Annotated in this window: 19 protein-coding genes; 7 read left to right on the forward strand and 12 right to left on the reverse strand. The window is 55.8% G+C overall.

Annotated elements, in window-relative coordinates; translation table 11 throughout:
* Positions 1 to 43: 43 nt before the first annotated feature.
* A complete protein-coding gene (locus tag ACWORE_RS10040) occupies positions 44 to 874 on the reverse strand; it encodes a DUF3097 domain-containing protein (RefSeq protein ID WP_296135553.1) in 831 nt (276 codons plus the stop codon).
* An 81-nt stretch (positions 875 to 955) separates the two neighbouring features.
* On the opposite strand from ACWORE_RS10040, the gene ACWORE_RS10045 reads away from it, so the two are divergent.
* Complete coding sequence (locus tag ACWORE_RS10045; protein WP_455303704.1) at positions 956 to 1,735, forward strand: hypothetical protein; 780 nt, start codon at positions 956 to 958, stop codon at positions 1,733 to 1,735.
* Positions 1,736 to 1,774: 39 nt separating this feature from the next.
* On the opposite strand, the gene ACWORE_RS10050 is transcribed toward ACWORE_RS10045, so the two are convergent.
* Together ACWORE_RS10050 and ACWORE_RS10055 are read right to left on the reverse strand one after the other, a co-directional pair.
* The gene (locus ACWORE_RS10050) at positions 1,775 to 2,956 is read right to left on the reverse strand and encodes a ferrochelatase (protein ID WP_406606006.1); all 1,182 of its coding nucleotides are present in this window, start codon (positions 2,954 to 2,956) and stop codon (positions 1,775 to 1,777) included.
* A 156-nt stretch (positions 2,957 to 3,112) separates the two neighbouring features.
* On the reverse strand, positions 3,113 to 5,551 hold the full coding sequence (locus tag ACWORE_RS10055; protein ID WP_455303705.1) for an NlpC/P60 family protein: 2,439 nt from the start codon (positions 5,549 to 5,551) through the stop codon (positions 3,113 to 3,115).
* Positions 5,552 to 6,602: 1,051 nt separating this feature from the next.
* Here ACWORE_RS10055 and acnA point away from each other — a divergent pair.
* The 5 genes from acnA to ACWORE_RS10080 all read left to right on the forward strand — a co-directional run bounded on the left by acnA (position 6,603) and on the right by ACWORE_RS10080 (position 12,636).
* A complete protein-coding gene (gene acnA, locus ACWORE_RS10060; RefSeq protein ID WP_455303706.1) occupies positions 6,603 to 9,392 on the forward strand; it encodes an aconitate hydratase AcnA in 2,790 nt (929 codons plus the stop codon).
* Positions 9,393 to 9,422: 30 nt separating this feature from the next.
* Positions 9,423 to 9,983 (forward strand): TetR/AcrR family transcriptional regulator, encoded by a 561-nt coding sequence (locus ACWORE_RS10065; protein ID WP_296135563.1) that lies wholly within the window; start codon positions 9,423 to 9,425, stop codon positions 9,981 to 9,983.
* Between the two features lie 203 nt (positions 9,984 to 10,186).
* Positions 10,187 to 10,456, forward strand: a complete 270-nt coding sequence (locus ACWORE_RS10070) for an ACT domain-containing protein (protein WP_041629296.1) — start codon at positions 10,187 to 10,189, stop codon at positions 10,454 to 10,456.
* Between the two features lie 12 nt (positions 10,457 to 10,468).
* Positions 10,469 to 11,827, forward strand: a complete 1,359-nt coding sequence (locus ACWORE_RS10075; RefSeq protein ID WP_455303707.1) for a DUF711 family protein — start codon at positions 10,469 to 10,471, stop codon at positions 11,825 to 11,827.
* Positions 11,828 to 11,895: 68 nt separating this feature from the next.
* Positions 11,896 to 12,636 carry a glutamine amidotransferase gene (locus ACWORE_RS10080; protein WP_296135567.1) on the forward strand — a complete coding sequence of 247 codons (741 nt, stop codon included), beginning with the start codon at positions 11,896 to 11,898 and terminating at the stop codon, positions 12,634 to 12,636.
* Here the strand turns inward: ACWORE_RS10080 and ACWORE_RS10085 are convergent.
* Positions 12,616 to 13,287 (reverse strand): NAD(P)H-binding protein, encoded by a 672-nt coding sequence (locus ACWORE_RS10085; RefSeq protein WP_406604554.1) that lies wholly within the window; start codon positions 13,285 to 13,287, stop codon positions 12,616 to 12,618. The two genes, ACWORE_RS10080 and ACWORE_RS10085, sit on opposite strands and share 21 nt — an antisense overlap.
* Positions 13,288 to 13,341: 54 nt before the next feature.
* The gene (locus tag ACWORE_RS10090) at positions 13,342 to 14,970 is read right to left on the reverse strand and encodes an ABC-F family ATP-binding cassette domain-containing protein (RefSeq protein WP_448233900.1); all 1,629 of its coding nucleotides are present in this window, start codon (positions 14,968 to 14,970) and stop codon (positions 13,342 to 13,344) included.
* A 151-nt stretch (positions 14,971 to 15,121) separates the two neighbouring features.
* Here ACWORE_RS10090 and ACWORE_RS10095 point away from each other — a divergent pair, with 151 nt between their 5' ends.
* A complete protein-coding gene (locus ACWORE_RS10095) occupies positions 15,122 to 16,432 on the forward strand; it encodes a lycopene cyclase family protein (protein WP_455303708.1) in 1,311 nt (436 codons plus the stop codon).
* A gap of 49 nt (positions 16,433 to 16,481) precedes the next feature.
* Here ACWORE_RS10095 and ACWORE_RS10100 read toward each other — a convergent pair whose 3' ends face one another.
* The 7 genes from ACWORE_RS10100 to ACWORE_RS10130 all read right to left on the reverse strand — a co-directional run bounded on the left by ACWORE_RS10100 (position 16,482) and on the right by ACWORE_RS10130 (position 23,298).
* The gene (locus ACWORE_RS10100; protein WP_406604557.1) at positions 16,482 to 16,943 is read right to left on the reverse strand and encodes a metal-sulfur cluster assembly factor; all 462 of its coding nucleotides are present in this window, start codon (positions 16,941 to 16,943) and stop codon (positions 16,482 to 16,484) included.
* A 137-nt stretch (positions 16,944 to 17,080) separates the two neighbouring features.
* On the reverse strand, positions 17,081 to 17,581 hold the full coding sequence (gene sufU / locus ACWORE_RS10105; RefSeq protein ID WP_406604558.1) for a Fe-S cluster assembly sulfur transfer protein SufU: 501 nt from the start codon (positions 17,579 to 17,581) through the stop codon (positions 17,081 to 17,083).
* Entirely contained in the window at positions 17,578 to 18,849 is a 1,272-nt protein-coding gene (locus tag ACWORE_RS10110) for a cysteine desulfurase (protein ID WP_406604559.1), read from the reverse strand. Before ACWORE_RS10110 ends, sufU begins: the two co-directional genes overlap by 4 nt.
* A 105-nt stretch (positions 18,850 to 18,954) precedes the next feature.
* Positions 18,955 to 19,713 carry a Fe-S cluster assembly ATPase SufC gene (sufC, locus tag ACWORE_RS10115; RefSeq protein WP_455303709.1) on the reverse strand — a complete coding sequence of 253 codons (759 nt, stop codon included), beginning with the start codon at positions 19,711 to 19,713 and terminating at the stop codon, positions 18,955 to 18,957.
* Positions 19,714 to 19,770: 57 nt separating this feature from the next.
* Positions 19,771 to 21,033, reverse strand: coding sequence for a Fe-S cluster assembly protein SufD (sufD, locus tag ACWORE_RS10120; protein WP_455303710.1), 1,263 nt, complete (start codon positions 21,031 to 21,033; stop codon positions 19,771 to 19,773).
* Positions 21,034 to 22,488 (reverse strand): Fe-S cluster assembly protein SufB, encoded by a 1,455-nt coding sequence (gene sufB, locus ACWORE_RS10125; protein WP_455303711.1) that lies wholly within the window; start codon positions 22,486 to 22,488, stop codon positions 21,034 to 21,036.
* 75 nt (positions 22,489 to 22,563) lie between these two features.
* Positions 22,564 to 23,298: a helix-turn-helix transcriptional regulator gene (locus ACWORE_RS10130; protein WP_406604561.1), complete on the reverse strand. Its 735-nt coding sequence runs from the start codon at positions 23,296 to 23,298 to the stop codon at positions 22,564 to 22,566.
* Positions 23,299 to 23,570: the final 272 nt, after the last annotated feature.

A 23,570-nucleotide genomic window follows, 5' to 3' on the forward strand; every position in this document is an offset into this window, starting at 1 on the left:
CGTACATAAAGGCTATGACAGAAAACAGGGTCGTCGTTTCTGCCTACTCGGGCCCGACGGTGACAAAATCGACCAGTCGTTCAACCGCACCAATGAGCGATGAATCGACGTCTCGAAAAGAATTCACGCTGTTGTAGACGCGGTTCCACCCCTCTTTAGGATCCGACCACCCGAGTCGTCGACACACACCCGTCTTCCAATCTTCACCATAAGGAACGTCGGGCCAGGCCTTAATACCGACTGACGATGGTTTGACGGCAGCCCAGATGTCAATAAACGGGTGGCCAGTCACCATGACATGCGGACCAAGCTCCCGGGTCAATAATGATTCCTTTGAACCCTCAACTAAGTGGTCGGCGAGGATACCGATACGACGCTGGGCGGTGGGATGAAATTCTTGTACCCGTTGTGGTGCATTATCGAGCCCCTCAAGGTACTCCACGACGACGCCTTCTACGCGAAGATCATGGCCCCAGATACGCTCCACAATTGCCGCGTCATGGACGCCTTCGACCCAGATTCGTGATGGAGCAGCCACTTTGGCACGCAGGTTTTCTACACGCCGTGATCCGGATGCGCTTCGTTGTTGTCGTGGATCTTTTGATGGAACATAGCGGACTAATGTGACGGGTTTTCCCTCGTAGAGGAACGCCCCTTTGCGCATTTTGAACAGACGCGTTCGCCGGTATCGGTCCTCCAACCGAACGAAATCTCCGTCGTATGTCCGCTCAAATTCGACGATCGCTCCCACATAACCACTGGCGATATCTTCAACCACTAAGCCAGGTTTAGCTGGGAGTACGGGGAACTCGCGGGGCTTGGAGCGTGGATGCCCGGCATAGATGTCGCCTGAATAGCGGTCGTGGAAACTCATACCGAGGAAGTGTACTGAGGCGACGTGAACCTGGTGAGACGTGGACACAGTATTCCGTGAGAGGTGCTATGGTGGCACGCCATGAATGTGTCAACTATCTCGGGGCTGTGCAATGAGTGGGCGCGCATCCACCGTCTAGCAGCATGGACAGCGTTTTGGCTCATTGGTGAGGCGTCGACGGACGACACTATTGATGCGTGGCATGATCTGTATTCACTTCCGCGCAACGAGATGGTCCACTTCTTGGGTGAACTCCGACAGGCAGCGACGGATTATTCCGATCACACTGCCGACGACCCGCTCGTCCGTATAGTTTTGGCAGCGCCCGGTGATCCTCCGCACCTGCTCGGTCATTCGGATGACCAGAAGGCTATTTCTCGCGCGGGAGCGGGATTGGTGATTTCGTCTGGGGATCCAGATTCGCGTGTATTGGTTATTCCCTCTCGTTCCGACGGGATCCCACGTTTGACGGCGTCGTCAATTGGGGAAGACGTGCCAGCTCCTCCGGCACCAGCGATTGGTGAAGCTGATTTAGCTCTTTCTGAGGCTACGAGGAACGCTGCGTCGATGATTACATCGATGCGAGCAGCTATTGCTGATGTCCCGGATGTGCGGCTTCGGGTGGGAACTCTGACGGATTTTTATGACTCCGCTGGTTTTCCTGCAGGTTTTAATCCGAGAGCAGAGAAACTGTCTGCGCGGGCTGATCATTTGTCAGCAATTATTGATACAGCGCGCGCTACCGACAACGGAGCAACGTGGGACGAGCACGTCCTCCCTCTGCTCAGGGTTATTCGGCAGGCCCGGATAGCCTCGCTGGATTACGCTGTCCGCGAGATGCTTCGTGCGATACCTAGGTAATCGATACCAAGATGAACAATCCCTAGGTAATCTCTGTGGCTATTTATGGTGCTTATGCTTTGCCGGGGGAACACAGCAGTTATCAAAGCACGGGACCCCGTTGAGGCTGCAGCCATGCTGGGGCTCGACGCCGAGGCGGAGAGGCTCTCTGCCTTCGATGTATTCATCGATCAAATCGATGATCATTCGGGTGAATCGCTGCGTCGGCCCCACTGTCGCTGCCCGCTCGATGGCCATATCAAAATCTTTTGCCTCATGGGCAAGTTCGGTGTCAAGGTCCCATGCCACTTCTACGTGGTCCGACACGAACCCAATAGGAGACACAACCGCAGCCGGAATCCCCTGGTCATGGAGTGCTGAAATATGATCCACAATATCGGGTTCCAACCACGGGATGTGTGGGGGGCCGGAACGCGATTGCCAAACAAGGTCGAAATCATCGTCTGACAGTCCAAGTTTGGCGGCAGTTAAACGTGCTGCCTCATAGATCTGCCGTGAATACAGGTAGTCCCCATCACCTGGGTTTCCGGACGTCTTATCCGCGGAGACCGGAATCGAGTGAGCTGTGAAAACTATTCGACAGTTCTCTCTCCTGTCACTGGGTATTTTGGCGAGTGCTTCTTGGACGGCTTCTGCCTCAGCCTCGATGAACTCTGGGTGGTCATAAAACTGACGCAGTTTCGTTAAATCCGGGGGCGTAATCCCCTGTTCCTGGCAATGGCGCCGAGCCTTTTCAATGTCCTCGTCGTACTGACGGCATCCCGAATAACCGGCCCATGCAGAAGTGGCAAATACAAGCGCATGGCGAATTCCGTCGTGAATCATCTTCTCTATGGTCTCGTTCCAGAATGGATGCCAATTCCGGTTAGCGAAATACACAGGGAGATTGCGCCCCTGCTTTTCGAGTTCGTCTTCGATGTGTCTAATGATCTCGCGGTTTAAACCGTTAAGAGGGCTGATGCCGTTGAAGTGGTGATAGTGCTCTCCCACTTCGTCGAGACGCTCGGGCGGGATGCCACGACCCCGGGTTACGTTTTCGAGAAAAGGACGAATATCGTCCAGACCCTCCGGACCACCGAATGAGGCAACAACGATAGCGTCAACGGGGTACTCACTGGTCTGTGAGTTGCCACAATCGTTGGCGTTGATCTGGTTGTGCGCCGGTCGATCGTCCTTCTGTCCAGGCCGTTCTGTCAACGCCGGGGCATCGTTTATGGCCATCTCAACAGTCTCAATTCTCAGTAGACAATGGTGTTAACGGCAAAAGCCACACGCTGCGCTCGTGCCGTGCCAGTACACGACCGTACCGGCAAGGTGATCCCCACGTCGATAAGGACGCGAGTGAGCAGTGCGTGTGGAGTGCAGACCTAGCCTAGTTTATGAGATGAGCCGGACAACGTTCGGAGTCATGCCACCATAACGAACTGGGCTGATCTTGACGACTGAGCCGGACTCGGGTGCCTCAATCATCTGGTCGTTGCCCAGGTAGATTGCGACGTGCTGGCTAGCGTTAGGACCGTAGAAGATCAGGTCACCGCGCTTCATCTGGGAAGCAGGATGCTGAGTTCCCGATTGGTACTGCGCTCCTGTGTAGTGCGGCAACTTGAAGCCAGCGATGTAGAAGGCGTACAGCACCAGGCCGGAGCAGTCGAAACCAGCGTGAGCGTAATCGCCGTATTGGTCAGCGACCCCGCCATCCCTAATGCCGACGGTCGGACCGTAGTAGTTTCCGCCACCCCAGGAGTAACGCACCCCTAGCTGTGATTGCGCACGAGCGATGACGGCGTTGATCCGGGTTTCTGCAGAACCGCTGGTTGCGGTTTGTGCATTGTCGCCCGTGTTAGTCGTTCCGGTCGTGGAGCTATTGGCTGAGTTTCCTCCGCCAATTGAGGTAGCGAGTGATGCCTGGTCAGTACCGTCGGTCACTCGGTTCAAGGCGTCAGAGTTGTTCTTGAGACCGTTGACTAGCTGCGAAGTAGTCGACGTGGATTCGTCGTCCGAGTCGGATCCATCGCTGTCGGTGTCAGTGCTGGTTGATCCAGTGCTACCCGACGATGTTGAACTGCTGCTCTGATCATTACTCGAGTTATCAGATCCCGGCGAGCTGGAACCAGAGGCCGTGGATCCACTGTTATCGCTACCCGTGCCGTTGCCAGTGGTGCCCGTTGCAGTAGACGCAGATCCGGAACCGGTGTTAGCGCTACCGGTGTTACTGGCGTTACTGCCGCTGTTATCGGACTGATTCTGAATCTGGTCCCACGCTTGGCGCGCTGCCTGACGTCCGCCATTAACGGCGGCAGCAACCGGGTCGTTTCCTTCCTGGCCTGCCTTCAGTCCGGCTGCCAAGGCCGCCAAGCCACTCGAGGTGAGCCCGATGAGCGCCTTGTCAGCGTCGTTAGACGAGGAATCGAAGGCTGCACCCAAAATCTGCCGCAGCTTTTCGGTCAGCTCTTCTACACGCTTGACCGCCTCGGAAGCGATCGTCGCCAGGTTGGCTGCATTTTGACGTGCCTGCTCAACGGTTGGATCGCCGTTGTCTTCCTTCTCCTTGGCATCCTTGGCGGCAGCTAAAGCGTTATCAGCTTTCTGCTTCGCGTCCGCGGCAGCTTCGGACCGCTCTTTTTCGGTCTGATCCGCAGCAGCATAGTCAATGCCCTGGTCAGCCTTAGCGCCCTGGTCGTCCACATTATCTGCACTACTGGAGCTGTCTGCCTGGTCATTCTGCGCAGAATCCTGGGCAGAATTCTCCGCGGAAGCCGTAGCTGGCTCATTTGAAGACGGCTGCTCAGTTGCATCCGACGATGGCTCCGTGGATTCCTGCGTGGACTCGCCGATCCCCTGATCACCACTATCAGACGTGTCGTGCGCTAATTGCTCCGTTGTCGGCGCAGAGCTTGCGCTCGATTGGTCATCAGACGAAGCACTGTCCGACGAGTTGTCCTGGTTGTCAGCGGCGTTATCAGCTGGTGATGCAGAATCCGAAGCCGGTTTGGTGTCCTGCGTTGCCGAGGCGGAGGTGGAAGGACCTGCCGCACTTGTGTCACTGGCGTTGCTCTGAGCCGATGCCGATGGTGAATTGCTAGAGGAGCCAGCCTTGTCGCCCTTTACTTCGTCGAGGCGTGACTGGATCTCATTTTTGCGAGCTTCAGCTTCCTGGATAGATTTTTGCAGGTCCGCTGCTTTTCGTGACGCGGTTTGAATCGCTTCAAGAGCCTTGTCCTTGGATTCCTTCGCGTCCTTACGCTTAGCGGACGCGTCGGCAAGCAGCTTGCGGAGAGAGGATTCCTCATTAGCAGCTTGAGTACGCACCTTGTCTAGCTGCGAGACAACTTTGCGTTGTTTCGCCGCCTCGGTGCGCAAGTATGAAGCGCGATCAAGAGTATTAGCGACGGCATCTTCCCCAGCTGCCATCGTCACCGCATTAGAATCCTGTCCTTGCGTGTACTGCGAACGCGACAGGGAGTTTAACTTGTCCTGGGCTTCCTCGACGTCCTTTTGGGACTTGTCGAGCCTCGCCCGCGCCTGGACAACCTTCTCCTGTGCATCGTTTGCGTCGCTGGTGGCCTCATCCAGCTCATACACAGTCTTATTTGCTTCTTGACGGATGCCGCCTTGTTCATTTTGCAGCTCAGTCAGCTTTTTCTGTGCCTGAGTTAAATCGTTGGCAAGCGACGCGACAGAATTGGGACCGTCGTTGGGGGCTGCCATGGCATGTGGAGCAGAGGTTACCCCTAGCCCGGCACACAGCAAGACGGCCGCAAGCCGAGTGCTTGCATGTCGCGGATGGGACGTCCGGAAGGCCCTGCGGTCTACCACGCCATTTCTCCTTTGATCGGAAGCATTCATCGTCTGAGCTATGCCTGAAGCCGTCAGTCAATAGAGGTAGAAACCTGATAACCAGCCTTGTTACGGAACCTAGCGGCCTACGGAAGTGTTCACAGAAAAGTCAAGTGTGAAAACTTGACGACTTTCTGCCCACTGTAGCTAAGTTGGCGTGCCGATCCCCTCACCTTCTGTCAATCGGGCATACTTCCCCGCATGCCCGGTTGGTGGATGGTTGAAGAGACTTCTCTAGCCTCAGGGGTTGACTCGTATCAACTTTGGTTGCACAGCTTTATTTTTTTGAACAGTGCCACCGTAGAGCACGTAAACATCGGAAGAAACTCTAATCACATAAAAAAACAAGCTTCACATCCTGACACGAGTCTCGCTTAAAGGCTTGACCAGGGATGATAACGGAATAATTACAAAGTGTGATTTACCCCACTTTTTAAATATTCTCGGCGTGTCAACTTGAACCTCAAGTTGAGGTTGAAGGTCTGGGAACGTTGTGGCGCTTCCCCTTAGTTTGTGGATCAGCTAATAAATGCGCCAGAAGGGGTCGCTCTCGGGCCTCTTTAAGTCCTCTGCCCTAACCCGACGAAAGCCGCCGACTGTAACGCGATAGCGAGCGCTCTATTTGTGACGCGCATCTTTCACTCTTCCATGCGTTTGTCGACGCTGCGTGCCGCGTCGTAAGTGAATGTGTTACGCCAACACGTGTCGTAAGGGAAAGGAATCAATGCCTCGTGGGCGACCTTCCGATCTCACAGGTTCAACTTTCAGGCCCCGGAAGTAACTTTTGGGGGTGGATAAGGCCTCAGATTCGCTTACAGTACGTCTGTACTGTTAGAGTTTGGGCTGCAATATGCTGGGCAAACCCCCTTGTCGTGGGATTCTGAGAGCAAAGTTCAAGGTATTGCGCGCAGGCGGCCTTGAATGCTGCCACAATGGATCATGAGGAATGACGACGTTGTGCAGCTTTGTCAGTAGTTTTCTGACAGCTGTAACCCCTGAAAGTCGAAAGAGAAGAGGACTGGAGCTCGCTGTGTCAGAAAGTAAGAACTCCTTTGATGCCAAATCGACGTTGAAGGTTGGAGATAAGTCGTATGACTATTTCCGTCTTTCCGCCGTTCCTGGCATGGAAAAATTACCGTACTCCCTCAAGGTTTTGGGAGAGAACCTCCTCCGCAACGAGGATGGCAAGAACACAACTGTTGACCACATCAAAGCTGTTGCCAATTGGGAACCGAGCGCAGAGCCCGATACTGAGATTCAGTTCACCCCAGCCCGCGTCCTCATGCAGGACTTCACGGGTGTCGCCTGCATCGTTGACCTCGCTACCATTCGCGACGCGGTGGTCACTCTGGGTGGCAAGGCAGAATCGGTTAACCCGCTTAACCCTGCAGAGATGGTCATTGACCACTCAGTGATTATCGAAGCGTTCGGCTCTGAAGATGCCATCGAGAAGAACGTTGAAATTGAATACCAGCGCAATGACGAGCGCTACAAGTTCCTCCGTTGGGGCACCGGTGCTTTCGACAACTTCCGGGTTGTCCCCCCAGGAACAGGCATTGTTCACCAGGTAAACATCGAGTACCTCGCCCGCGTCGTGTTCGACCGTGACGGTCTTGCCTACCCGGATACATGTATCGGTACTGACTCCCACACGACGATGGAAAACGGCCTCGGAATTCTGGGCTGGGGCGTCGGCGGTATTGAGGCTGAGGCTGCCATGCTCGGCCAGCCGGTGTCGATGCTGGTGCCACGCGTTGTCGGATTTAAGCTCACGGGTGAGATTCCCGCCGGCGTGACTGCGACAGACGTGGTCCTCACCATTACCGACATGCTCCGTCAGCACGGAGTCGTCGGTAAGTTCGTTGAGTTCTACGGTCAAGGTGTTTCTTCGGTGCCGCTTGCTAACCGTGCAACCATCGGTAACATGTCGCCAGAATTCGGATCGACAGCGGCCATCTTCCCGATCGATGAAGAAACAATCAGGTACCTACGCTTGACTGGCCGCTCTGAAGAGAAGTGCGCTCTCGTCGAGGCTTATGCTAAAGAACAAGGCATGTGGCTTGATGAGAACACTCCTGAGGTAGAGTACTCCGAGTATCTCGAGTTGGATCTGTCGACGGTCGTAGCGTCCATCGCTGGACCTAAGCGCCCACAGGACCGTATCGAGCTCACCGATTCCAAGGCCCAATTCCGCAAGGACCTCCACAACTACAGTGATGGCGAAGTCAAGGACGTCGTCGAAGCAGATGCTCCTGCTAAGGAAGATGTCGCCGACTACAACGAGTCTCGGCCTGGCCACGGCGAATCTGCCGCAGAGGGTGCTGAGGGCCGTCCCTCATCCCCGATCGTCGTGAAGTCCCCTGAAGGTGGCGAATACACGCTCGACCACGGCATGGTGGCGATTGCGTCGATTACCTCGTGTACTAACACCTCCAACCCTTCAGTGATGGTTGGTGCAGGTTTGTTCGCGCGTAAGGCTGCTGAAAAGGGACTGCACGCGAAGCCGTGGGTCAAGACCATTTGTGCCCCTGGTTCGCAGGTTGTCAATGGCTACTTCGAGCGCGCTGACCTCTGGAAAGACCTCGAAGCCCTCGGTTTTTATCTCTCCGGCTTCGGTTGTGCAACCTGTATCGGTAACTCCGGCCCGCTGCCCGCCGAAATCTCACAGGCCATTAACCAGGCTGACCTTGCCGCAACGGCTGTGCTGTCCGGTAACAGGAACTTCGAAGGCCGCATCTCGCCAGACGTCAAGATGAACTACCTTGCATCGCCCATCTTGGTTATTGCTTACGCAATTGCCGGGACGATGGATTTCGATTTTGACGAGCAGCCTCTTGGCCAAGACCAGGACGGTAACGACGTCTACCTCAAAGACATTTGGCCCTCCACGGATGAGATCGAATCCACGATCGAGTCCAGCATTTCTCGCGAAATGTACGAGACTGATTACCAAGATGTCTTCGCAGGCGACGACCGCTGGAAGAACTTGGATACCCCGGATGGAGAAACATTCGCGTGGGATGATGAGTCCTCCTACATTCGCCGTGCTCCCTACTTCGATGGCATGTCCGTCGAACCAGATCCGGTTGAGGATGTGAAGGGTGCTCGCGTCCTCGCGCTGTTGGGTGATTCAGTGACCACTGACCACATCTCCCCGGCGTCGGCAATTAAGCCCGGTACCCCGGCGGCCCAGTACCTGGACTCCATGGGTGTGGCCCGTAAGGACTACAACTCATTGGGATCTCGCCGTGGTAACCACGAAGTCATGGTTCGCGGTACGTTTGCCAACATTCGCCTGCAGAACCAGCTCCTTGATGGGGTTTCCGGTGGATACACCCGAGACTTCACCCAAGAAGGCGGACCGCAGTCCTTCATTTATGACGCTGCGCTGAACTATGAGAAGGAGAAGACTCCTCTCGTCGTCTTGGGTGGTAAAGAATACGGCACCGGTTCGTCCCGTGACTGGGCGGCCAAGGGCACCCTGCTGCTGGGTGTTAAGGCCGTCATTGCCGAATCCTTCGAGCGTATTCACCGCTCCAACCTGATCGGTATGGGCGTCATCCCGCTTCAGTTCCCAGAGGGCGAATCCTGGAAGTCGCTGGGGCTCGATGGTACGGAGACCTATGACATCGAAGGCATCGAGAAGTTCAACGATGACACCATTCCGAAGACGGTCAAGGTGACCGCCACGAAGGAAAACGGTGAAACGGTCAACTTCGATGCTGTTGTTCGTATCGACACACCCGGTGAGGCGGACTACTACCGGAACGGAGGCATCCTCCAGTACGTCCTGCGCCGGATGATGAAGGAAGACAGCTAAGGCAGACTGCCTTCGCAACAGGTATTGGTCATGCCCAAAGTCAGTGACGTTGACCTCGAAAGAAGAAGGTCACAGATTCTCGACGCCGCGCGTACATGTTTCGCCGAATACGGCTACGAAGGCGCAACAGTACGACGGCTCGAGGAGGCGACCGGGCGAACCCGCGGAGCTATCTTCCACCACTTTGGCGATAAGCAAGGTTTGTTCTTTGAACTAGCTCGCGAAGACGCGATTCACATGGCAGACATTGCGGCCTCTCACGGATTGATCGACGTTATGCGAAACATCGTCGACAATCCTGATGGATACCAATGGGCCCTAACCCAGCTCGAAGTGGGAAGGCTCGTCCGGACTGACCCATCATTTCGTTGTCGTTGGAATAGCGAACACAAGCGTATCGACGATGCGGTGCGGCGAAGGGTTTCCCAGCAGATAGACGACGGTGTCATGCGCACCGACGTCAGCCCTGAGGTCATTTGTTCGTTGCTGATCGTCGTTTTTGATGGGGTGCTCTCTGCCGTTGGTGTAGGTGATACTGCTCCGGAGTTACCCCTCGCTCTTGATGTCTTGGAAGACAGCTTGCGCAAATAGGTCGTGATAGGCCACTCACAGAGGTGCTGCGTTATGTAGCGCCTCTTTTTTCATACCTTTACGCCTTTGACGGTGCTGCGTGCATATCTTGACGGCGCCGTGCCAGACTTCCAGGCGCGAGCGAGAGCTCCACGCACGAGGCACGTATGAGGGGTGGAAGTGCAGTTGTTTTCCTGCTATGGGTTCCCGCTATTCTGTATAACATGATCGCGATCATGACCGTCACCGGGTTAGATCACACCGGAATTATTGCTGCTGTGGCCACGCAGTTGGCAAAAGTAGACGCAAATATTACTAATGTGTCTCAAACAATTATGGGTGATTATTTCACCATGATTCTGCAAGTAGATTTTGATGAGAATTCTCAAAGTCTCGATGCTCTACAGGATGCTATGAAACCCGTAGAGGTAGAGCAGAAACTCAAGATACGTCTTCAGTCGGAAGCTATTTTCCGTGCCATGCACGAGTTATAGGCCGGTATTGGTATGGATACAAAGCATAATATTCTCGAGACCATTTCCATGATTGAGGAGCAGCGTCTCGATATTCGCACCGTGACCATGGGAATCAACATTCTCCACTGCGCGAATTCTGATATCGATAAAGCTGCCACTCATATTTACGACACTATTACGAGCTGCGCTGAGCATCTCGTTCCGGTGACCGAAGGCATTTCCCGAGAACTCGGAATACCTATCGTCAACAAGCGCGTATCGGTCACCCCCGTGTCTCTAGTCGCCGCCGCCTCAGACTGTGTGGATCCGACACCCCTCGCCCAGGCCCTGGATAAAGCAGCGAAAACCACCGGTGTGGACTTCGTGGGCGGTTATTCTGCCCTCGTCGAAAAGGGAATGACGAAATACGATCGGGCGCTTATCGATTCCATTCCCGAAGCTCTAGCATCCACCGGGTTGGTATGTTCGTCGGTCAATATTGGCTCTTCGCGTGCTGGGCTGAATATGGACGCCATCGGGCGGATGGGTGAAGTGATCGTTGAATCGGCACACTCCGACACAGAGAACTCGGTCTTGGGGCCAGCCAAACTCGTCGTCTTCTCCAACGCTGTTGGGGACAACCCGTTCATGGCCGGCGCGTTCCATGGAATTGAAGAGCCCGATTGTGTGGTTAGCGTCGGCGTATCAGGCCCCGGGGTTATCCAACGTGCCCTCGCAAAGGTGCCTGATTGCTCATTTGATGACATGGCGGAGGTCATTAAAAAGTCAGCCTTTAAAGTGACTCGAATGGGGCAGCTCGTGGGGACATTAGCTGCAGACCGCCTAGGCAAACGTTTTGGAATTGTCGATCTCTCCCTCGCCCCTACTGCTGAAACCGGTGATTCAGTCGCTCACATCCTTGAGGAAATGGGGCTTGGCAAGGTCGGGACGCATGGCACGACGGCAGCCTTGGCTTTGCTGAACGATGCGGTGAAGAAGGGCGGGATGATGGCCTGCTCGCATGTCGGCGGGTTATCAGGTTCTTTCATCCCGGTTAGCGAAGATGCTGGCATGATCGATGCAGCCCGTGAAGGGGCTATAACCCTCGATAAGCTCGAGGCAATGACCTCGATCTGTTCGGTGGGCTTGGACATGGTTGCGGTCCCCGGCGGTACTCCCCCGGAGACGATTTCCGGAATGATTGCCGACGAAGCTGCAATCGGTATGATGAACCATAAAACAACTGCTGTACGAGTTATTCCGGTCCCTGGGAAGACCGTGGGAGACGATGTTGACTTCGGTGGTCTTCTGGGGCGAGCCCCGATCATGCCAGTTCATGGAGCATCGTCAGCAACGTTTGTTCGTCGTGGCGGTCAGCTCCCTGCGTCTGTCCATGGTTTTAGGAATTAATCTCTGGCATTGTTTGGCCTTGAAAAGCGAATTTACAGGATCTACGGATATAGACTAAGCTGTCTGCTATGAATTTTGTGCTGTTCTCGCCTCGTCACGGAGCTGATGTTGCCGCAAGCGAACTTTATGACTTCATGAGCGCTAGTGGCCTTCAACCTCACGAGCTTGAACAGCGAATGCTTGATAGCGAATCCGCCGAACTGGGAGATCTTCACGGTATCGACGGAATCTTCGTCGGTGGATCGCCCCATACGGTGACTAATCCTCACAAGGATGAGGAGCAGGAGCACGTGGAGCGCCTTCTGAGAGCGCTCACGGGAACCAGAATTCCTGTCATAAATATCTGCTTCGGCGCCCATGTCCTAGCGGATACTCATGGCGGAACTATTGCCCGCCTCCACCCCGAAGATTCAGGGCCAACGCAGGTTCGATTGACCGACGCTGCCGCGTCGGACCCGCTGTGCCGGTCGCTTCCATCCACGTTCCAAGCATTTACCGGCCACACGGAAAATATCGAGATCCTCCCTCAGGACGCCACCCTGTTGGCATATGGCGATGCCTGCCCAATCCAGATTTTCCGGATTGGTGAGACACAGTGGGCGACGCAATTCCACGCGGAAATGGATGCGTCGGGACTGCGTCAGCGGATGGAGTTTTATCGAAACTACGGTTACTTTGGCGTCGATGAGTTCACGACCATCGTCAACGCTACCGCGAAAGTCGACGTATCCCCCGCGCGGCAGATTCTCGCCAACTTCGTCGATTTCTGCCGCTCATACTCTCGGGAGCTATCCCAGAGCGTCGCCTAGCTGCGAATCACCGTCGGCGAACGGAATGATCTTATTCGGAGCGGTCGGTGCTTCAACCTCATACGCTGCCACGTGAGCGACGAGCTCTCGGGACGTATCTGCGGGGCGCTCCTGGTTTGCGGTGTCCTCTACTGTGTGGACGTCGATCCCCTTGGCCCGCTCCATGGTGAGTGCCGTCGGTGCCAGGATGGCGAAATCTAATGAGGAATCCAACAGATGGTGGTCCGCAGCGCGCTTGGCTAACGAATAGTGGTAGAGCGAGTTGTCCTCTGGTAGGTCGACGGTTGTTGAGCCCCAGAAGCTCACCATGATGTAACGCGGGGAATTCTCTGACCGTTGAGCAGCATCAATCGACGCTATTGCAGCGTCACGGTCGACGGCATAGGTCGCTTCGGTACCCCCCTTGCCACCAGCTCCGGCGCTCCACACGATCGCGTCGACGCCAATGAGAAGCTCATCCCACTCTTCGGCAGTCAAAGAGGCGACGTCTTTAACAACCGGGTTTGCTCCGGTTTTGGTGATGTCCTCACTCTGATCTGGATCCCGAATGAGTGAATGAACGCTGAAACCATCTCTCACCAGCAGGGGCGCGAGTTTCAGCGCAACTTTACCGTGTCCACCTATGATTAGTACATTCTTCTTATCAGACATACATCCACTCTAAGGACTATCTTCTGATTCTGCCAGGATGGTGCGCCCGACCGTCTACGTGAGCTCCACGATCTCCATGTATTCGTCATTCCACATGTCCTCGTCGCCATCGGGAAGGACAATGACACGCTCTGGATTAAGAGCCTTGACTGCGCCAGGATCGTGCGTGACAAGGACAACCGCACCCGTGTACGTCCGTAAAGCCGCAAGGACTTGCTCACGCGAAACAGGGTCAAGGTTGTTCGTCGGCTCATCCAAGAGCAGGACGTTCGCGCGGGACGCAACGAGAGCCGCCAACGCAAGTCGGGTTTGCTCACCACCAGACAAGGTGCCAGCCGGTTGCTGAAGCTGATCGCCCGAGAACATGAAAGCCCCGAGGAGACCGCGTAGGTCTTGTTCACCGGAATCGGGACACGCCTGGACAGTGTTCTCCCACACGGACGCGTCGGGATCGATCGTGTCATGCTCCTGAGCGAAATACCCGACTTTGAGCCCGTGACCAGTAACAATTCCTCCTTCCCCATCGCTTCGCTCGACGCCTGCGAGGAGCTTAAGGAGGGTCGTCTTTCCAGCACCGTTATAACCCAAAATAACGACGCGGGAACCCTTGTCGATGGCTAGGTCCACCCCAGCGAAAACTTCGAGGGACCCATACATCTTCGTTAAGCCGTGGGCGTTGAGCGGAGTTTTACCGCAATGGGCAGGTTCAGGAAACGAAATATGCGCAACCTTGTCCGAAACATGAACCTCATCGAGTTCGCTGACGATGCGATCTGCGCGCGCTAACATCTGCTTGGCAGCAGCTGCTTTTGTTGCCTTCGCCCCGAACCGTGCAGCCTGAGCCCGTAGTGCTGCGGCTTTCTTTTCCGCATTCGCCTTTTCACGTCGACGACGAGTTTCGTCGGTTGCGCGTGCCTGTTGGTATTTTTTCCACCCCATGTTGTACACATCGGCTTCGGCCCGCGTGGCATCCAGGAACCACACCTTGTTACACACGGCCTCGAGCAATTCAACGTCGTGAGAGATAACCACTAAACCGCCGTCATGCTTGCATAAGAAGTCACGCAACCACGTGATGGAGTCTGAATCCAAGTGGTTCGTTGGCTCGTCGAGAAGCAGCGTGGTGTCGGATTTTCCACCTCCGGTGGACGCTGCGAAGAGGATCTGAGCTAATTCGACGCGACGCCGCTGGCCACCTGAAAGAGTCTTGAGAGGCTGATCCAACACGCGTGCGGGAAGGCCAAGCGCATCGCAAATCCGCGCGGCCTCAGCATCAGCTTCATACCCGCCTAACGAGTGATAACGCTCCTCAAGGCGCGAAAACTTCCGGATCGCTGCGTCGCGGCGAGCATCGGTACCGGTCTCCATGATTTCCTGCTGCCGGTCCATGGAAGAGCGAAGCCGATCGAGCCCACGGGCGGATAGCACACGATCCCGCGCCGACTGTTCGATATCGCCTTCCTTTGAATCTTGGGGAAGGTACCCAATGTCGCCGGACCGGATAACAGTTCCACCGTAAGCCTGTGTTTCTCCCGCCAAAATACGCATGGTCGTCGTTTTGCCTGCACCATTGCGGCCCACAAGACCGATGCGATCCCCGGCTTGGACGCGCAGATGGTGTCCAGGTGCTGTCAGAAGTGTTCGTGCGCCAACGCGAACGTCAAGATCCTCGGTGGTAATCACAAGCCGGCAGTATATCGCGTGGAAGCGGCTTTGTTCACACCGTCGACTACGGCCTCACGACTGGGTGAACTACTCAGTGGTTTATGGGAGGCGCTGTCTCTGGCTATGCCTCGTTCCAGTTTCGACGCCGCTCTGACGATACAGTGAATTTATGCGTTTTTCGGTGGTCGGGCTAGGTCCTTCAGGAACAGCAGCGTCTGCTGCCGCGCTCCGTTCCGGTTATTCCGTGGAATGTTGGGACCCACATGGCCCGTATTGCCCGCCGACGATGGGTGCGTGGGCACACCAAATACCGCAGTGGCTACGTCAGCATCCGCATCCATATCTCTCCCGGTCTTGGCCACGTGTGTGGGGTGACGATTGGGAAGCCGTCCTTCCGGAGACCTATGTCATTCTCAATCCGGATGCGTTACGTGACCAACTGTGGAACGCGGGAGACACGCAATCTGTCTCTATTCATGACGAGTGGTATGCATCCAGGCATGACGACGCGGACGTAGTCATTGACACACGCGCGTCGAGCGGTGGGTTCGTCCCAGTCCGGCAACTCGCCGTAGGGCTAGTCCTCCCCGAGCGCCTTCTTCCCCACCATCACCGTCGGCCAGTGCTGATGGACATGCGAACATTACCTGACAGTGCTTCGTCTTCCCGCCCGACACCCGATGACGGTGCATCGACGACGGCCCATCCAGGGGTTGATGTACCTTCTCGTATGACGTTCAATTATCGGATGCCTCTGGGGCCCGGCCAATGGTTAATCGAGGAGACAATTGTCGCAACGCTGTGCCGAGGTCCCGAGCACTCGCCACATTCTGAAACAGCACAATTGGAATACTTGCGGTGGGCGCTCGATAGGAGACTCGAGCAGCTCGGTATTAATCCAGAAATTGCGCGTCGACACGCTGTTCGCGAGGAAGTCGTGAGTTTTCCCGTTGCACCCCTACATCGACGAATCCCGCACGTAGCACGTCGAAACAATGGTGTGACAAGCATTTTTCCATGGGGCGCGGCCGCGGGACTGATGCACGCTGCCACTGGATACAGTATCGGATCTGCGGTAGATCGCGCTGATAAAGAGATCGGTTGGGCTGCCCATTGGGCCGGGTACCCGAGCCTTCTTCAACTCATCGTCGGAGCAGTACACGGGCCACCCGGAGGATGGATAGCAGGTTGGCTTCAACGGCGTGGTTTGGGCGCAACCCTCCAACTGAATCCAGAGGAAATGCGGCTGTTTTACCGCGAATTTTTCGCTATGTCCCCGCCACGCATTCGCGACTACCTCACGTCCTCTCACGGGTTGGATATCGCCCGATCCATGGTGTCTGTCGTCGCTCGCCTCGTGAGGGTGATGATTAAACCGGACGGACATTCACGGCAGGAACGTAAAGCCAAACGCGCACTGGCCCGACGCACGTTTATGTCTTTGTTGCGTGGGAGTGCCACCCCGCTACCACGTCGGTAAGTCGGGTCGGTAGGGCCCGTCGGCAAGTAATGCCCGAACTCAAGCCGAGCTAGACAGCGAACCCGAGGGCACGGAGTTGTTCTCTGCCCTCTTCAGTAATCATGTGTGGTCCCCACGGCGGAGTCCACACCCATTCAATGCGCATATTGTCAGCAATACCGCGGCCGACAACGGCATCCGTTGACTGGTTTTCCAGCATGTCTGTGAGTGGGCAGGCAGGAGAGGTCAAAGTCATGTAGACCACAACATTGCCATCCTCGTCGACCCAAATGTCGTAAACCAGCCCAAGATCAACAACATTGATGCCCAGCTCAGGATCGACGACATCGTACAGGCTGTCCTGGACAGCATTAGCAATTTTCTGCTGGTCATCGCCCATCGGTGGTAGGTCAGGAACGCTAGGGATAGACCCATCCATCCCCGTACCCGGTCCGGTTACCGAACCTGCGTCGTCATAGGATTCATACGAACTGGCAGCTTGATCTTGTGTGGTCGTGTCATCTTGTGCCATTGGAACTCCTCGTTCTTCCTGAGCGTGCACTGTCTACGGGGATCACCCGGCTGTCATTGTTTCCACTTACTGCTTGCTGTCCATGATGCATCGATGATGCCCGGTCTGGCATAAGCACGGACCGCTATCAACCGAAACTAGGAACTTGTTGTTGGCGATGATGAGTTCAGCTGTGCTGCGGCTTTGTCGTGACCTGCATCAGCCATCGCCTCAGTGGCGGCAGCTTGAAGAGCTTTCCACGCTAACAGCGCGCACTTAACGCGAGCAGGATATTGAGCAACACCGGCAAATGCGATCCCGTCTCCAATGAGATCCTCATCGCCCTCAACCTTCCCGCGGGACGTCACCATGCGTTCAAACTCAGCCAGTTTCTTCGACGCGTCGTCGACACTTTGGCCGATCAATTCTTCGGCCATTACCGACGTCGACGCTTGGCTGATCGAGCACCCCGACGCCTCGTAGGAGATGTCTTCGATCGTTGACCCATCGTCGGAGAGCTGAACACGCAGAGTTATTTCATCACCACAGGACGTGTTGACGTGGTGTACCTCTGCATCAAAAGGTTCCCTCAAGCCCGCATGTTGCGGATTCTTATAGTGATCCAGGATCACTTCCTGATACATGGATTCGAGTCTCATCGCGTCACCCCAAAGAAGTCTCGTGCACGACAAATAGATTCTGCCAGCTTATCCACTTCGTCGAGAGTGTTGTAAATATAGAACGACGCGCGCGCCGAAGCCTGGATCCCCATCCGACGGTGGATAGGCCACGCGCAATGGTGGCCAGAGCGGACAGCGATGCCGTCGTCGTCGAGAACCTGGCTGAGATCGTGAGGGTGGACACCCTCGAGAGAGAAGCTCACCGAACTGCCCCGGTGTTCGGGAGTTGTTGGGCCAATGATACGCAGCCCATCAATATCGTTGAGTTTCTCCAAAGCATATTTAGTGAGCATGTGCTCGTGCTTTTCGACAGCATCCATCCCAATGGCCTGGAGGAATTCTACGGCAGCCCCGAGGCCGACAACTTGGCTGGTCATCTGTGTTCCAGCCTCAAACCGCTGCGGCGGCTCTGTGTATCCAGAATGGTCCATCTGGACTGTCGTAATCATGGAACCGCCAGTGAGGAAGGGCGGCATCTGGGCAAGGATGTCCGCCTTACCGTACATGACCCCTACCCCATTTGGGCCCAGCATTTTATGTCCCGAAAACGCCGAAAAATCGACGTCAAGCGCGTGGAAGTCCACTGCTTTGTGCGGAACGGACTGGCATGCATCGAGCACCGCCACGGCCCCAACACTATGCGCACGCGACACAAGCTCTTCGACGTCGGGCTGGGCACCAGTCACATTCGATTGATGCGTAAACGCGACAACCTTCGTGCGGTCACTCAACGTCAGGGAATCGAGGTCAACCCGTCCATCGTCGGTCGCCGAATACCACTTCAGATGGGCACCCGTACGGCGGCACAATTCCTGCCACGGAATCAAGTTAGCGTGATGCTCGATTTCCGTGACGACGACTTCATCGCCCTCTTTAACCTGGAACTCCCCGGCGCGATCATCGCCCAAGAGGTAGGCGACTTCATTGAGTGCCTCCGTGGCGTTTTTAGTGAATGCAATTTCTGGTTCATCGGCCCCGACGAAGTGAGCGATGCGTTCGCGCGCATCCTCATAGGCTTCTGTCGCTTCTTCCGCGAGTTGATACGAGCCGCGGTGAACGGGCGCATTGGTGTGAGTGAGGAAGTGGAATTCTTCGCGCAGCACACGTTCCGGTCGTTGTGATGTGGCACCGGAGTCTAAAAAGATGAGGGGTTTATCGTCGCGAACAGTACGGTGCAGGATGGGGAATTCTGCGCGCACTGCGTCGACATCCACCACCCCGTTTCGTGTGAGCTCTGGAATTTCCACCGTCAGTAACCTTCCTCCTGCAAGCTTTCGCTGGTTGCATCTAAAAAGTGTGTGAATAAAAAGTGAATGGCGACGTCGTCATGATCGCCATTCACTATGGGCTGGTTAGCCTACGAAAGCGTCGTAGCCTTCTTCTTCGAGCTTGTCGGCGAGCTCAGGGCCACCCGTCGTAACGACGCGGCCGTTGGCGAAGACGTGCACAAAGTCAGGGCGCACATAGTTCAGAATGCGCTTATAGTGCGTAATGAGCATGATTCCGCCGTTGTTCTGCTCTTTGTAGTCGTTGATCCCCTGGGACACGATCCGGAGGGCGTCGACGTCGAGTCCGGAGTCCGTCTCGTCGAGAATGGCGAACTTGGGCTTGAGCAACGATAGCTGCAGAATTTCGTGACGCTTCTTCTCGCCGCCGGAGAACCCTTCATTGACGGCACGCTCGGAAAATGAGGTGTCGATCTTGAGTTCTTTTTGGTCGTCCTTAACTTCCTTGATCCAGTCACGTAGCCGTGGAGCTTCTCCACGTACCGCGGTTGCTGAGGTGCGGAGGAAGTTAGCCATGGACACGCCGGGAACCTCAACCGGGTACTGCATAGCGAGGAACAAACCGGCTCGGGCTCGTTCATCCACAGACATGTCGATGATGTTTTCGCCGTCTAACAGTACTTCCCCGCCGGTGACTTCATACCGCGGATGGCCTGCAATCGTGTATGACAGGGTAGATTTGCCCGACCCGTTGGGGCCCATGATCGCGTGGGTCTCACCTGAGTTGATGGTCAGGTTGACGCCCTTGAGGATTTGCTTGGGCTCTTCCCCTGGTTCGGTGGGCTTGACGACGGCTTCGAGGTCGCGAATTTCGAGGGTACTCATTGTTCTCCTTGTGTTTGATGATCCGTGAGATACAGCTGGTGACGCGCGGTGGTTGGATTAGCTCAGTGAATTCAGCTCGTCGAGGCTGACAGTGTCGAGTTCCTCGGAGACGCGTTTTTCGAGTTCATCTTGGACGGCCGGTATCGGGATTCGTGAAATGACTTCGGTGAAGAATCCGTGGACGATAAGGCGTCGGGCAACGGGCTCGGGGATCCCACGGCTCATCAGGTAGTAGAGCTGTTCATCGTCGAAGCGTCCGACGGTGGCTGCGTGACCAGCGCCGATGATTTCGCTGGTGGCGATTTCGAGGTTCGGAACGGCATCTGCGCGCGCGCCCTCGGACAAGACGAGGTTCATGTTTTTCTCGTATGTGTCCGTGTTGTCGGCTTGTGCGCGGATGAGTGCGTCGCCAACCCACGCTGTGCGTGTTTCGGGGAGGTCCGAGTCCGGATCGCCTTGGAGTGCTCCTTTGTACATCACGTTGGAGCGGCAATTCGCCTCAGAGTGGTCAACGAGTAGGCGTTGCTCGAAGTATTGTCCGTCGTCGGCAAAGTACACACCGGAGAGTTCGCAGTCAGCCCCGGGAGCTTTGAACGCTACGTGGGAGATATTGCGCACCACGGAGCCACCGAAGGCGCTGTATCCGTGGCGCATGACGGCATCGCGATCCAGTCGGAGCTGCTCATTGGCCAGGTGGACGGCGTCGTCCTCCATGTCGTCGATAATGGCGACGTTGATATGCGCACCTGTTCCAATCGAGTACGAGTGGAAATCTGCGTAGTTGCCGTGCCCCTCGAATCGGAGGACGACGTTGGCTTCGGCGTGTTCACCAGCGACGACGGCGAGCGCTCCGAAGGAGGTGGTGTCGGGGCCAGTTCCCGTGAACGTCAACGTGATGTCACCGTCGACAACTGTGTCGTCGTCGATGGTGAGGACGGTTCCGCGTTGGAGGCTGGCGAAGACCTGCGCACCGACGCGATCGACCGGGGCTCCGGCTGCGCGAAGGCGGTCATCGTCGGCCGGAACTTCTTCTACGTGTACGCCGGATGTTCCCTCAGGGATATCTGCGGTGACCGGGTTCGGTGCATGTTCACCGGGGAACGACCCGTCGTGAAGCCCGTTGAGCCGTCGCAAAGGAGTGAAACGCCAATCCTCGTCGCGGCCGCGAGGGACGGAGAAATCGTCGACATTGAACGACGTGAAGACGTCGCCTTTGGTTTTTGCCCCTGTGGTGTTGTTTGTGTTGGCGTCGAAAGCTCCGACTTCTTTTGCCTTGTCGGCGGCAGCTTCGACATCCTCGGCCTTGAGTACGTCAGTCATCTATCCCACGGATCCTTCCATTTGCAATTCAATGAGGCGATTGAGTTCGAGGGCATATTCCATGGGCAACTCTTTCGCGATGGGCTCGACAAAGCCACGAACAATCATCGCCATGGCGTCGTCTTCAGCGAGGCCTCGGCTCATGAGATAGAAGAGCTGATCCTCAGACACTTTGGAGACCGTAGCCTCGTGACCAAGGGACACGTGGTCATTGCGGATGTCATTGTATGGATAGGTGTCCGACCGCGAAATCTTATCGACGAGCAAGGCGTCACACTCAACATTGGCCGTGCAGTGATGCGCGTTCGGGTTCACTTTGACGAGGCCACGGTAGGCCGCACGTCCGCCACCACGAGCGACCGACTTCGACACAATGTTGGAACTCGTGTGAGGAGCCATGTGCACCATCTTGGCGCCCGTGTCTTGGTACTGGCCTTCACCAGCCATCGCAACGGAGAGAACCTCGCCGCGGGAGTACGGCCCAGTCATCCACACTGCGGGGTATTTCATTGACACCTTGGAGCCGATGTTGCCGTCGATCCACTCCATGGTGGCACCCTCTTCGCACTTCGTGCGCTTGGTGACCAGGTTGTAGACGTTGTTGGACCAGTTCTGGATGGTCGTGTACCGGCAGCGACCACCCTTCTTAACAGTGATCTCGACGACGGCTGAGTGCAGCGAATCTGTCTTGTAGATAGGTGCCGTACATCCCTCGACATAGTGGACATAGGCATCTTCGTCGACGATGATCAGCGTGCGCTCGAACTGGCCCATGTTCTCCGTATTAATGCGGAAATAGGCCTGAAGAGGGATTTCGACGTGGACGCCCTTCGGCACGTAAATGAATGAACCGCCTGACCACACTGCGGTGTTCAGTGCAGCGAATTTATTGTCACCGGCTGGAATAACGGTCCCGAAATACTCTTTAAATAACTCGGGGTAATCTCGTAAAGCCGTATCGGTGTCAACGAAAATGACGCCTTGCTTTTCCAGATCCTGACGGATTTGGTGATAGACAACCTCAGATTCGTATTGTGCAGCAACGCCAGCGACGAGGCGCTCTTTTTCCGCCTCCGGGATACCAATGCGATCGTAGGTGTTCTTAATGTCCTCCGGGAGGTCATCCCACGTCGCGGCTTGTTTTTCTGTGGAGCGGACGAAGTATTTGATCTGGTCGAAGTCGATTCCGGACAGGTCCGCACCCCAGTCGGGCACCGGCTTCTTTTGGAAGATGGATAGAGCCTTGAGACGGTTCTTCAACATCCATTCCGGCTCACTCTTTTTTGCTGAGATGTCCTTAACAACATCTTCATCAATGCCGCGCCGCGCGGAGGCTCCGGCTACGTCGCTGTCATGCCATCCGTAGTTATATCCACCTCCGATGGATTCAATGATCTCTTCATCGCTTTGAGGTGATGATTGTGGCCCGGCAGGAGCTGTCGGTGTTTGGGTCATGAGCTGTGACTCCTCTTATGTTGCGTGTGATGATGGTCAATTTTCCGGAAGTGAAAATTACGGCAGATTATGGACTCATGATGATGTCGACGAAGCTGGCTGGCGTTCACCGCCACTCCCCTTGTCGCGCTTCTGGTTAATAACGGGTTCCAGGGGGATATGCGTTGTGCACACCCCGTTCCCATCGACGATGGTGGCTAAAGGTTGAGTGTGGTGGCCCAAGACCTCGCGAACCGCCTGATGTTCAGCGGCGCACATCTCAGGAAAGTGCTCGGCGACTCCTTGAATGGGGCAATGATGGCGGCAGATTTGGATTCCACCACCAGCTTTGTCCACAGTTGCTGCATACCCGTGTTTACTCAGGGCATCGGCAACTTTGGTGACCATGGCCTCGACGTCGTCGGGGTCAGTGAGGTCGGAAACCTCGTCATCCAGCCCCGCTTCGCGAAGAATATCGCTCATCCGCTGGTGGGCGAAGTGAATAACAGCGTTAGGACCACCGGCATCTCGTAGTGCTTCGAGAGCTAGTACCGCGACGCGGTCATAGTCGTAGCCGAAGTTGCCTCTTCCTTGATCCGTTAACCGGAAAACGCGGGCTGGGCGGCCACGTCCACGAGGCGCTCCACCTGTTGCTGGAGCCTCTTCCGCTAAGCCGTCTGACACCAGATTGTCGACGTGGCGTCGAACTCCCGCAGCGCTTAACTTCAGCTCTTTGCTTAGCTCGGATGCGCTCATTGTTCCGTGGTGCAGGAGGAGGGACATGATGCGTTGACGAGTCTGACCCTCTGGTCCGGGGGCATGGTCGTTCATAGCGCCTTCCTCTCTCACGAAAACGAAGCATCCGACAGGGCGGAGTTTCGTCGCTGCTTGTCATCCGGTGTGTAAGCCCAGGATCGCGTTGTGTTTCACGCCGTCACACGTGAAGTGTCGTGAGTATGAGGCCGCACATGGAGGTCTCTGCCCACGACGGTGCATAGCGTGGGGCTGTCCCCACCTGCGCTATCACACTTTACACAACATTAGTGTGTCGGAATTCTATTCCTACACAGAGGGGGTGGATTACGGTTCGTTTTGCTAGTCCG

It is taken from the genome of Corynebacterium sp. c7Ub_26, assembly GCF_053760365.1.